Origin of the sequence: Roseivirga sp. E12 (genome assembly GCF_017592825.1) — a bacterium.
Taxonomy (GTDB): Bacteria; Bacteroidota; Bacteroidia; order Cytophagales; family Cyclobacteriaceae; genus Roseivirga.
The window spans coordinates 402,788-415,655 of sequence record NZ_JAGFMD010000002.1; the positions used below are offsets into that span (position 1 = coordinate 402,788).

The 12,868-nt window shown below is 41.1% G+C and carries 10 protein-coding genes; all 10 read left to right on the forward strand.

Annotated elements, in window-relative coordinates; genetic code table 11:
• The first annotated feature begins 148 nt into the window (after window positions 1-148).
• The 10 genes from J4E76_RS09455 to J4E76_RS09500 all read left to right on the forward strand — a co-directional run bounded on the left by J4E76_RS09455 (window position 149) and on the right by J4E76_RS09500 (window position 12,561).
• Complete coding sequence (locus J4E76_RS09455; RefSeq protein WP_208503471.1) at window positions 149-613, forward strand: Lrp/AsnC family transcriptional regulator; 465 nt, start codon at window positions 149-151, stop codon at window positions 611-613.
• Between the two features lie 92 nt (window positions 614-705).
• A complete protein-coding gene (locus J4E76_RS09460; RefSeq protein ID WP_208503473.1) occupies window positions 706-1,521 on the forward strand; it encodes a hypothetical protein in 816 nt (271 codons plus the stop codon).
• Between the two features lie 184 nt (window positions 1,522-1,705).
• Window positions 1,706-3,040, forward strand: coding sequence for a hypothetical protein (locus J4E76_RS09465; protein ID WP_208503475.1), 1,335 nt, complete (start codon window positions 1,706-1,708; stop codon window positions 3,038-3,040).
• Window positions 3,041-3,342: 302 nt separating this feature from the next.
• Window positions 3,343-6,024, forward strand: a complete 2,682-nt coding sequence (locus tag J4E76_RS09470; RefSeq protein ID WP_208503477.1) for a valine--tRNA ligase — start codon at window positions 3,343-3,345, stop codon at window positions 6,022-6,024.
• 48 nt (window positions 6,025-6,072) lie between these two features.
• A complete protein-coding gene (locus J4E76_RS09475; RefSeq protein ID WP_208503479.1) occupies window positions 6,073-7,140 on the forward strand; it encodes an AraC family transcriptional regulator in 1,068 nt (355 codons plus the stop codon).
• Window positions 7,141-7,235: 95 nt separating this feature from the next.
• Window positions 7,236-9,089 (forward strand): alpha/beta hydrolase, encoded by a 1,854-nt coding sequence (locus J4E76_RS09480; protein ID WP_208503480.1) that lies wholly within the window; start codon window positions 7,236-7,238, stop codon window positions 9,087-9,089.
• Window positions 9,090-9,391: 302 nt separating this feature from the next.
• Window positions 9,392-10,195 carry a LytTR family DNA-binding domain-containing protein gene (locus tag J4E76_RS21170; protein WP_208503482.1) on the forward strand — a complete coding sequence of 268 codons (804 nt, stop codon included), beginning with the start codon at window positions 9,392-9,394 and terminating at the stop codon, window positions 10,193-10,195.
• Between the two features lie 114 nt (window positions 10,196-10,309).
• The gene (locus tag J4E76_RS09490) at window positions 10,310-10,927 is read left to right on the forward strand and encodes a DinB family protein (RefSeq protein ID WP_208503484.1); all 618 of its coding nucleotides are present in this window, start codon (window positions 10,310-10,312) and stop codon (window positions 10,925-10,927) included.
• A gap of 9 nt (window positions 10,928-10,936) precedes the next feature.
• Window positions 10,937-11,389, forward strand: coding sequence for a hypothetical protein (locus tag J4E76_RS09495; RefSeq protein ID WP_208503486.1), 453 nt, complete (start codon window positions 10,937-10,939; stop codon window positions 11,387-11,389).
• An 83-nt stretch (window positions 11,390-11,472) separates the two neighbouring features.
• A complete protein-coding gene (locus J4E76_RS09500) occupies window positions 11,473-12,561 on the forward strand; it encodes a glycoside hydrolase family 130 protein (RefSeq protein WP_208503488.1) in 1,089 nt (362 codons plus the stop codon).
• The last annotated feature ends 307 nt before the right edge of the window (window positions 12,562-12,868 follow it).

The window sequence follows — 12,868 nt, forward strand, 5'->3', positions numbered from 1 at the left end:
TTACAAAACTAGTTTTTAAAACTAGACCTCATCGGTATCCGCTAATGAATAATCATCAAATAGTTGATTCAACTTCAATTCCATCCATTAGAAGAAAAATCAAACAGAAAAGCATAAATTTGTCAACCTATTTAGAAAAACCCACTAGATGAAAATGGATCAAACGGATATCAAGATTTTGGAAATCCTTCAACAGGACGGACGGATTACAACTAAGGCCTTGGCTGACCAATTGAATTTGTCGACAACTCCGGTTTTTGAACGCGTCAAACGACTAGAAAAAGACGGCATCATTAAGCAATATGTGGCTCTGGTGGACAATAGAAAGTTGGATTTGATCCTCACAGCTTTTATCTCCATTAGCCTTACCAAACACTCTCGATCCTATCTCGAGAAATTCGTGGCCGAAGTCAACCAATACCCTGAAGTAATGGAGTGTTATCATATTGCTGGAAACTTTGACTTTTTGCTCAAGATTGTGGTCAAGAATATGGAAAAGTACGAAGCATTTATCCTGACCAAGCTCTCTACTACAGCCAATCTCGGCCAAGTGCAGAGTTCATTTGTACTCTCAAATAACATTCATAAGACGGCTTATCAACCCTTCTCTTAGCCTGTTAGACAACTCAAAGGAGGCTGCATTTTTGGATTGATAACTTTTCTTATCCACTGATTTTCATTAACTTATGTTAAAACACACAAGTTATGCCTGCTCAACATCAACCCTTGACTGGTACTATTTTAGACAAAGCCAAAAAGTACCAACCCGATTTACAACTACCATCAGGTGAAGAAAAACAGTTAATCAAAGTATGGTGCCGAGCCGTAATGTGCAACGGTATACTATGCTTCCTTTATGTGTATGAATGGAACATCAGTCATTTAACGATTTCGACCGTCACACACTATTTCAAAAAGAATGTTTGGGGACCGGTCAAAAGATGGTTTACAAGAACTTTTAGAACCTGGCAAAGGAAACTGGTTGCAGTGGCCGGTGCTACAATAGTCGGTTACATTTTCCGTAAAGTAATTGCTGCGGTCGCTAAGACCGTTTGGAAATGGGTCGCAACTGTTGTCACTGTCAAGTTCTTTGTAATCGTACTAATTATAATCGCTGTCATCATTATCATTTCGGTCATTGTATACTTCATATACAGGCATGAATGGGATTATGAACCAGTAATAGTCTGTGTGGAAGGAGACACTATCGTATGTGTTTGCTATGATGATGGACACTATAAAGTCGGGAGATTGGCGCCTCCACCTCAGTCTCCACCAATTAACCTCTTGGTTGTTCCAGGAACACACAACTTTGAGCCTGGTGGCAGTGGTGGCTTTAAGGCCACTTCATTCACTGAACTCACACGCCCTCAGCTAGACACATGGGAAAAACAATTGAATGATCTTCCTAGAAATGGAAACCCAATACTTTCACTAGAAGGTGCCTTCGAGGACCCTTGTAACGTTTGTGAAAACAAAAGCAACTTCACAAAAGGCGCTTTGCATTCTACACCGAGGTAATAGAAAGTAAAAGCCAAGCCAGAGCTCCCTCAAATGACATTCATAAAAGGATTATCGGCTGTAGAAAGACTACCATTTATCAAAAATAAACTTAAATCATTTTTGATTAGCAGTTTATAAACAGCTCTTAACAATAGACTTATTATATTTAAACTATACCTCTGTATTTTTAAAAATAATAATCATGAAAAAGATATTCATCACCCTTCTTACAGTCTGTATTTCCAACTTTGCTTTTGCTCAATGGCTAGGCACAAACCCTGTTTATTACACCTCAGGAAATGTTGGTATTGGCACTACTTCACCTTCTGCCAAACTACAGATCCAAGGTGCTGACATACCTCTATCCGGTACTGTAAGTCAGTTTGGAGGAAACCTCTTAATAGCTACTAATTCCCCACAAGGTGCAGACATTGGGGGCAGTATAGGTTTTGGCGGCAGGTACTCCAATAGTAACGCGATTTGGACTTTTGCCTCAATTAAAGGAGCCAAAGATGATAACGCCCTGGGACAAGGAACTGGTTATATGTCATTTCATACTGAGTACTCTGGTTACTCACATGAGAGAATGCGAATTACCTCTACAGGGAATGTAGGCATTGGTACCACTTCTCCACAAGATCGGTTTCAGGTGAGCAATGGCGTAATCTCTAACCAACAAAACATAGTATCAAATAGCGTCTATACAATTCTAAATGCTCGCAGCAATAGAGCTGTCGATGACTATGGAGGGTTAAACTCCGAATACTTTCGAATGAATCTAGTTACAGAAGGACCGAGTACAACAGGTGGTTCCTCAGAGCATAGAAAAGCTGATTTACGATTTGCGCTTAGGAATACTACTGACGATGTTTTTTCGGACCGTTTGACAGTAAAGTCAAACGGTAACGTTGGCATTGGCACTACATCACCAAATCACATGCTGGATGTTGCTGGAGACGCTGAAGTGGAAGGTATTCTTAACATTAACAAACATGGAATCACAAAAATTCGAGGTAGCTACCTCCACTTAAATTCAAATGAATCACAATCTTCATCTTTTATAGACTTTCAAGATTCAAATGGAACATACTACCGAATGGGCACGGGAATTGAGTCCAATGGAGCTTTCTCAATCTCCAATGTAGACTCAAGCGAAGAATTACTAAAGATCACCAGTGGAGGAAGCATGTATTTATTTGGCGTACTAGAATCAAAAAAAATTAAAGTCTCAGTAGATCCAGGAAATTGGCCAGACTATGTTTTTGCTCCTAGTTATGAGCTGCGAGCCCTAAGCGAGGTTGAGCAGTACATTAAAGCAAATCAACACCTTCCGGAAGTACCTGCTGCCAAAGAAATAGAGACCAATGGACTTGATCTTGGTGCAATGGATGCTACCCTTTTAAAAAAGGTGGAAGAATTGACATTATACCTCATCCAAGAAAGCAAGGAGAAAGACGATTTAAAAAAAGAGAACAAGGAATTGAAGGAAACCTTAAATGAGGTTCTAAAGAGACTTGATGCCCTGGAGAAGAAGTAATTGTACATTATAATGAGACTGCTTCGTCCCCTGTCTATCGACAGGCAGGCTCGCAGTGACGTCTCCTTACGTCATTGCGAGATCTTTTGGGCGAAGCAATCTCCTTTTTAATTATTGAGTTTCAATGAGGAGATTCTTTCGGTCATACTTCCCTCAGAATGACCATACTTTTCAGTTTTAACTTAAGCCTTGATTCTTTAACCTTCCAACTTCCCTCTTCAAACTTCTGACTTCCTTCTTCAAGCTTCCATCTTCCGACTTAATCATCTATTTTTGCACCTCAATTTTATTCAAACAATTCAATGTCAATTTCAACTAAGTACAACCCGCAAGCAATAGAAGATAAGTGGTATGCGCACTGGATGGAAAAGGGCTATTTCAAAGCCAAAGCCAACCCAGACAAAGAGCCATTTACTGTCGTCATTCCTCCTCCGAATGTGACAGGTGTCTTGCACATGGGCCACATGTTGAATAACACTATCCAGGACATCCTTATTCGTAAAGCGAGAATGGAAGGCAAGGAAGCTTTATGGGTTCCTGGAACTGATCATGCATCCATTGCTACGGAGGCTAAAGTAGTTCGAATGCTTCGCGAGCAAGGCATTAAGAAATCTGATCTTTCAAGAGACGCCTTCTTAGAACATGCTTGGGAGTGGAAAGAAAAGTACGGGGGAATTATCCTTGAGCAATTGAAGAAGCTTGGCGCTTCTTGTGATTGGGACAGAACGGCCTTCACCATGGATGAAGGCTATCATAAAGCTGTACTTCGCGTTTTTGTTGATCTGCATAAAAAAGGCTACATCTATCGTGGATGGAGAATGGTAAACTGGGATGTTGAAGCCCAAACCACCGTTTCCAATGAAGAGGTAATCTATGACGACAAAGAGCAAACATCTAAGCTCTACAAGGTTCAGTATGATATTAAAGACTCTGACGAGAAGGTGATTATTGCGACTCAGCGCCCGGAAACCATCATGGGTGATACGGGTATCGCTGTTAACCCAAAAGACGATCGTTTCAAGCATCTGATCGGTAAGAAAGCCCTGGTTCCATTTATCAATAGAGAGATTCCAATCATTGGGGACGACTATGTTGAAATAGAATTTGGTACAGGTTGCCTGAAAGTCACACCAGCACACGATCCAAATGACTACGAGATCGGTTTACGTCATAATCTTGAAGTTATAGACACCATCAGTCTTGATGGTAAGTTAAACGAGAAGTGTGAGGTACCTGCTTACTTTGGTATGGATCGCTTCAAAGTAAGAAAGCAAATCATCAAAGACCTTGACGAAGCTGGCTTCTTGATGGGTGACGAAGAATTCACCACTAAGATTGGACGTTCCGAAAGAACGGGCTCCGTTATTGAGCCAAAACTCTCTTTGCAGTGGTTCATCAATATGAAAGAGATTTCCAAAACTGCTCATAAAGTAGTGATGGATGATGAAGTTCAATTGGTCCCTGCAAAATTCAAAAACACCTATAACCACTGGATGGAAAACGTTCGGGATTGGTGTATCTCTCGCCAGTTATGGTGGGGGCAGCGAATTCCTGCCTTTTACTATGGTACTGGAGATGACGAATATGTAGTTGCTGAAACTATTGAAGAAGCATTGACATTGGCGCAAGAAAAGTCAGGAAAAACATTCTCTGCTTCAGACCTTAGGCAAGACGAAGATGTTCTAGATACTTGGGCATCATCATGGCTATTCCCGATGGCGGTTTTTGATGGCTTCAATGATGATTGCTTTGACAAGGAAACAGGCAAAATCATTAAGGGTAAGAATGCTGACTTAGATTACTTCTATCCTACATCAGTATTGGTTACTGCACCTGAGATTCTATTCTTCTGGGTGGCGAGGATGATCATTGCCGGCTATGAGTATACTGGCGAAAAGCCGTTCGAGCATGTATACCTTACGGGGATTGTTCGTGACAAGCAGCGTAGAAAGATGTCCAAGTCACTGGGTAATTCGCCTGATCCTTTGGATTTAATTAAAGAACTGGGAGCCGATGCCGTTAGAACGGGCATGTTATTCTCCTCTCCAGCCGGAAACGATCTTCTATATGATGAAAAGCTCGTTGAGCAAGGAAGAAACTTTGCGAACAAGATTTGGAATGCTTTCCGCTTGGTAAAGAACTGGGAAGTTAAGGGAACTTCAATGCCAGCCGAAAACCAAATAGCTGTTCAATGGTTCGATGCCCGATTTAACCAGGCCTTGACTGAAATTGAAGATCACTTCAGCAAGTTCAGAATGTCAGATGCCTTGATGAGCACCTACAAGCTGGTTTGGAATGACTTCTGTTCTTGGTATCTGGAAATGATCAAACCTGCTTATGGCGAACCGATTGACCCGGCTACTTACGAGGTCACATTGAATCTCTTCGAAAAGCTGATGAAGGTTCTTCACCCTTTCATGCCATTTATTTCCGAAGAAGTTTGGAGCCAAATTAGAGAACGAGCGGAAGGTCAGGACATCATAGTTTCTGCTTGGCCGATCGTGGGAGAACTAAATCCAGGCTTAATCAAACAGGCTGAAAAGGTTTTCGAACTGGTGTCGAATATCCGTAATGCAAGAAGTAGCAAAGGCCTTTCGCCAAAAGAGCAATTGGACCTCTTCGTGAGAACCAAGGATCAATCGGCATACGAAGCCTTTGATGGTACCATCAAAAAGCTTGGCAACATTGGCGAGATTCAAACTACCAATGATAAAGTCGAGAATGCCCTCAGTTTCGTAATCAACTCTGATGAGTTTTATATGCCAATGGCAGAAGGAGCCATTGATGTGGAGCAAGAGAAAGAGGAAATTCAGAAGGAGTTAGATTACACCAAAGGCTTTTTGAATAGCGTTACAAAAAAACTGAGCAATGAGCGCTTTGTAAGTGGTGCCCCTGAGCAAGTAGTGGCGAATGAAAAGAAGAAGCAGGCAGATGCAGAATCCAAGATCAAGGTCTTGGAAGAGAAGTTGGCAGGCCTTGGCTAAAAGTTTTTTTGTAGCCCTTAGCAACCTTTCACCCTAAAACCAGATCATTTGATAAAGAAATTTTATCAAATGATCTGGTTCGGTATTTTCAACGTTCTCCTCTTTGCGCTTATCATATTAGCGAAGTGGAAGCGAACTCCTACTAAATACTATCTTTCAAGCTTATTGTTTTCTGTGGGCATAGTTGCTGCCGGCTCATTGGCACTATCGTCAAAAATCATTTTCGAATTTCCCTTCTTGACATACGTTCATTCTCCATTTTCTTTTTTGATCGCACCATTATTGTATCTAACCATCCGTTCGTCTCTGAAGCCCCCTGAAACTAAAAAACAGTATACGAGCCTTCATTCAGTCCCCTTCTTGATTGCACTTGTTCTTCACCTTCCATTCTATCTCAAAGATTCAAATGAAAAGCTCATATACCTTAATGAAGCCTTTAATTATCTTCCATTAAACAGAGAGGTGTTTTTTTGGAGTGTTATCGGTCAGGTTGTTATTTACCTTTCAGTAATATGGTTCACAATTAGCAAGAAGCATCGAGACCTCGAACCCCCATATTTAAGATGGTCAATTATTTTGTCCGCCTTTCTTACTTCACTAGTCGGTGTAGCTATATTTAGAAAACTCAGTTTTTACAACTATGAGCAAAGCTATCTGATGGCTGCTTTACTCACAGTTTGGACTATATACACGATATATCATTTCTTTAACCCACAAAATGAGAGGGAGTCCTCCTCTAACAAGAAATACCGGAAGAGTGGATTGACCAAAGTAGCTTCTGAGGCGAATGTTGAAAAATTAATGGACTACCTCAACAATCAAAAACCCTATTTAAATAGTCAATTTTCGCTTATTGAAGCAAGTGACAAATTAGGACTAAAGCCCAACTATTTGTCTCAAAGCATCAATCAAAACCTTAACAGAACTTTCACTGAAGTATTGAATGAATGTCGCATTCGCCATGCAGCAGATATGATCATTAGCTCTAAATACAATCATCTGACTATAGAAGGAATTGCCAATGAGGTAGGCTTCAAATCAAAGTCAGCATTCTACATCAACTTTAAGAAACAAATTGGACAAAGCCCAAAACAGTACAAACTGAGTGTTAAATGAGTCCTTTCACATAAGGACAAACTAACTCGTACATCTACTTTAATCGATTCCCACACAAATACTTGACATTGGAGGCTTACTCAAAATTATCCTTTATGACTGGTGCTATTAAGAAGTATTTATGTATCGCATTAATCTTTTCCTCATTGAGCAATTGCACACAGGCTCAACACAACAAGGTCAAATCTATCGGAGATATAACGATTAAAGAGAAGTCCTTTAAAAACGTATATGATCAAAAGATTGATGGTGAGTCTGGATGGTTGGCCGTCCCTGAAAATCGAAATAAGAACAACAACTCTATTGTAAAGCTTCCTTTTTTCAGATTCAAGAGCTACTCAGAAAACCCAGGAAGTCCGGTCATTTACCTGAGCGGAGGCCCTGGTGATTCAGGTATCGAAGAGGGAAAGGGTCAACTGTTTTGGTTATTAGAAGGTATCAGATCACATTCTGACGTCATCCTCTTCGATCAGAGGGGTACTGGAGGAGCGATCCCCTCACTTTCTATGAGCGCCAGTTTTGAACTACCTCTAGACAAAGAACTTGACTCGGAAGCCTCTGACAAAGCACTCAAAAAAACAGTCGCACAGATGGCTGAATTCCTGCAAAGGAACCAAATAGATCCCTCTGCTTACAATACCTTGGAAAACGCGGCTGATGTTAAGGACCTAATTAAAGGACTTGGATATGAGAAAGTGAATATTCTGAGCCATAGTTATGGTACACATTTGGCTTTATCAGTAATGAAGTATCATACCGAGATAGTTGACAAAGCGGTTTTAGTTGGCATCAATGGTCTTGATCAGCGATGGCGTTCCCCTCTTAATTTCACGCAGCAAGTCAAAGTTATACAATCATTCATTGACTCTGACCCGAAGCTCTCGAAGGTGTTTCCTCAATTTGAAGAGAACGTAAGTAGAGTGCTTAAAAGGCTTGAAAAAGAACCTGTTAAAGTCAGCGTAGAAGTTAATGGGAAGCAGGAGGAAGTCCTCGTTGGACGATACGAATTGGAATTAATCCATCTATTATCTATGTCTTCCACAAGCAATGTCAGAAATATAGCACTCACCTATCAAGTTGCCGCTGAAGGGCACTTTGAAGGTATTGCAGAAGTGCTAGTCGAAACGCTCAAAAGACGACAAGTCGGGACCATTATGACCTATCTTACTTCTTCTGCTTCAGGTGTTTCTCAGAAAAGGCGAGGTAAAATCAACACAGACCTAAACGCTACCGGACACACAGATGCGATGAATTACCCCTTTAACCGCATAGACTTTCAAAGTGCACTCGGATCTACCCCGTTGCCTGATGAATTCAGAGAAGATTTTTATAGCAATATCCCCACTCTAATGGTCAGTGGTGAGTTGGACCCACGGACATCTGTAGAGGATGCAAATCAGGTAGAACAACAACTGACCAATAGTCGCCATTTTATTGTCCCACTGACGAGTCATGATGTCTTATTCTTCCCTCCCAAATCAATCTCTGCCATAAGCAGTTTTTTCAGCACAGGAACATTTCCACAGGCAATCGAACGTGGAGGGCGATTTAGTTTAAGAATTTCTGACACGCCAGTTCATACCGAAAAAGTCCTTGAAATTATAAAAAGTCAGGGTATCCAAGTTGGCATAGATATTATAAAAAGATCGCATGCTGGTAACGATTTTATCGTTGACCCACTTCTTATCAATGGCATTGGGACTAGTATCTTAAGAGAGGATAGATATGAAGAGGCTTATAAAATTTTCCAACTCGGGATCGAAATGTTTCCAAATGTCTGGTACCTACATGGAAATGCTGCCATTGGCTTAAGTCGCATTGGAAGCAAAGGCATAAGTTTGAGGAAAAAAGAGACTGGTCGTATGGCAACAGCTTATGAACATTACATGGAGGCGAAAAGGCTTAATCCTTACTATTTCTCTGAGGAGCTCGAAAAACTCAAGAAGTAAAACTTAACATGAAATACTCAATGAATAGAATGTCTATTGGTTCTTAATCAAAACTTAAAGGTTGATTAGGCTAATGCCTCTTTCCAATCATTGTTGGTTACGACTGACCTTAGCATCAATAGATCCCAAAGTCAGGAAAATCGATGCCATAAATTGCAGTGTGAACGCCTTAATATTCTTTTTCAAGCACTCACTTGCAACGAGCGCTAGACTTAAAAGAGATCACTTGTACCACTAAACAATTTCGGCAGGCACCTATAATTATTACCAAACCGTGTACATGTTTCTCCGTAGATTGAGATGTGAAGTTTTTAAAAAGTCTTTCTCACAATCAAATCAGAAGAATCCTAATTCCATTCCTTGCCCTTTTGCTAGTGCACTTTGTATCATATGGCAAACTTCCATGGGACGAAGGCTACCAGTTTCCGCTGGTGCTATATCTTTCTTCTCTAGCCATTTGTACACTATGCTGCGAGATAAACACATGGAATTATTTCAGGCTCAATGACAAATGGTCGGTCACTTCCAACCCTATTAAGGCTGTTATCTATCAATTAGGAGTCTCACTACTATTAACAACATTCGTGTTCGGAGTATCCGTGTATTCCCTGAATTTTCTCCTTTTTGGGTACGTGTCTGGAGTAAGTCAGTTCCTCTCCTCTCTGTTCATTGCATTGTTGATCATTGTAATCGAGACACTCGTTTTTATTGTCAGGGACTTTCAAAAATCCGGAACCTCTAATGAGCAATCCGATCAGAATCAGTATTGGACATTCAAATCCGGTAACAAAACTTTCAATATCTCACCTCACCAAATTGCTTACCTCTTTTCACAAAAAGGTATGGTGTATGCCGTCAAGAATGATGGAGAAAAAATCCTGACCCAGTTCAGCTCCCTCAATGAATTATCGGAAGCCTATAACATCGAAGGATTCTTTAGGCTAAACCGACAGTTTGTCATCAGCACCTCTGCCGTTAAGCAAGTACAAAAAGACATCAATCAGAAATTGCGTGTAAGCCTTGAACCTGCTACCACTAACATCCCATCAGAGGCAATAGTCAGCAGGTACACAGGTCCAGAGTTCAAAAGGTGGATCAATCAATAGCGACCATCCATTATTCATTTTAACACCCTTGGTTCAAATTGGCGTTGTAATGGTCTTCTGAATAGCCTATGCTCCGTTCTTGGCTAAAACTATCTGAACTTAAAGATCAACAAAATGAAAAAACTAGTAATCCTCATGATGACTGCACTGACCATGATCAGTCCAGTCGAAAAAGAAACCTTGTCCAAGAAAGAAAGGAAGTTCGCGGTAAAATACCTCGAGTCTTCCATGAAGGACATTTTTAAAAGCATAGAGAAGCTTACTCCAGAACAATGGAATTATCAGGCGAACTCAGACACTTGGTCTGTGGCGGGTGCATGCGAACACCTTCTAATTGCCGAGCAAGCGATTCATCAGAACATCACTCAAAACGTTATAAAAAACGAGAAATTCAGAGTGATCGTTCCTGAGGCAACCAGAGTATCAGATCAGACCGTAATCGATATCATTTCTGACCGAAGTCCTGGAAAACGTGTAAAAACCGCCCCACCTTTCGAGCCTAAGGGGCTTGTCGAATCACCCAAAGATTTCATTGCCAAATTCAAAGCAGCAAGACAAATAAACATTGACTTCGCTAAAAACAGCCAAGACGATTTGAAAGCGTACTATTTAGATAGTCCGGCAGGAAAGATTAGCGCCTACCAGTGGATCATCCTTCTCGGTGCTCATGCCCAAAGACACCACGGTCAAATGAAGGAGGTAATGGAAAACCAAGGCTTCCCTTCTAAATAGCTATTGAACATGAAGAGACTTACAATTTTTTTAGCCTTGGCTTGTGCCTATTCTTGCCAAGACGCTCACCACTTGTCTCCTTTAGACATAGTTGGAACATGGGAAAACACAACGCTCAATGTGGAGGTGAGTACAGTTAGCAATAGTGATTCTAGTAGCATTTTGTCAATTGACATTGGAGAATGGGAAAAAACACTCAACATCAAACCAATCTCTACTACCTATTGGGCAGATGGCACCTTTGTATCAGTCTACAGAGGACTCGATGGACAAGAGATAGGCAAAGAAGAAGGAAACTGGTCAATTAGAAATGACTCACTTATTCTGTCTTCATCAAATTATAATAATGCATACAGAGTCACCATACAGAATGAACAAGCGCGCTTCGTGAGTTATCTCGATTGGGACCAGGACGGTTCCAAAGATGACTTATATGATGGTTGGCAAATAAAAGTGGAATGATAAGAAAGGATCGCTCAATATGGGCGATCCTTTTAAAAAGCTATTATAGTCTTATCTACCAGATTTGCTCACTAACTTGAGGAATGAACAAGTTCCTCAGTTTTTTATCTCTTCTGATTATTGTTAGCTGTGCTCAACCCACAGACCCATGGATCATAGGCTTTGAAAAGCCCGCACAGAACCCGATACTAAGCGCTGACTCGTCCTATACTTTCCTTGACCCACTGACCAATTCAAATGTCGCTTGGCAAAAAGCAGATGTATTTAATCCTGCAGCCATAAACCGCAATGATACGATCTTCATGTTCTTCAGGGCAGAAGACAATCCCAAGGCCTACTTAGGTGGTAGAACTTCAAGAATTGGTCTTGCATGGAGCACCAATGGTCTTGATTTTACAAAACATGAATCACCAGTCTTATATCCTGATTCAACTGCAAATCTTCAATGGGACTACCCAGGTGGTTGCGAAGACCCAAGAGTCGTGAAACGAGCCGATGGCAAGTACATTATGACCTACACGGCATGGAACCAAGATGTGGCTAGACTATCGGTTGCCAGTTCTGACGACCTGTACAACTGGAAAAAAGAAGGACCAGCACTGGAGAAGGCCCTCTCTGGAAAGTTCTTGAATACCTGGAGTAAATCAGGCTCCATAGTCTGTGAACGAATTGGGGATGAACTAGTCGCGGTAAAAATCAACGATAAATACTGGATGTACTTTGGCGAGCGCGGTGTCAACCTTGCTTGGTCTGATGACCTATTAGATTGGACTCCTTTAGAGAATGAGAGGGGCGAATTGGCCATTGTCATGAATACTAGACCAAACATGTTTGATAGTTTTTTGACCGAACCAGGACCACCAGCCCTGCTTACAGAAAAAGGTATTCTACTGATTTATAATGGCAAAAATGATGAAGGAGAAATTGCTGATCCATCAATCCCGAAAGGAACATATTGCGGAGGACAAGCGCTTTTTGATTTGAGTGATCCTTCGAAGTTCATTTCGAGAATGGACAGCCCTTTTATATGTCCAAGCCTACCACATGAAGTCACCGGACAGTACGCTGCCGGCACAACCTTTCTTGAGGCCTTAGTGCCTTTCAAAGATAAATGGTACATGTACTATGGAACAGCAGATTCCTTTGTAGGGGTGGCAGTTGCAGATCAATAGTTCATGGCAAAAAGTCATTTCAAACCTTAGATTGGTTCATCGAGCTTTACAAAAGTTCGTCATTCTGAATATATCTCAGAATCTCCGACAGCTGTTATCATAGATCCTGAAACGAGCCTGCCTGCCGCAGGTAGGTCCAGGATAACGTAAGAATAAAAGAAATTAACCTAGTGCATGTCAACAAAAAAAGGCTGTCATATGACAGCCTTTAGTGTGGGCGCTGAGGCCCCGAAGCTTCGGGGCGAACCCACGACCCTAAAATCTTCTTAAAACATCTTCAATTATAGAAGGTTGATCCTTGAGCTTG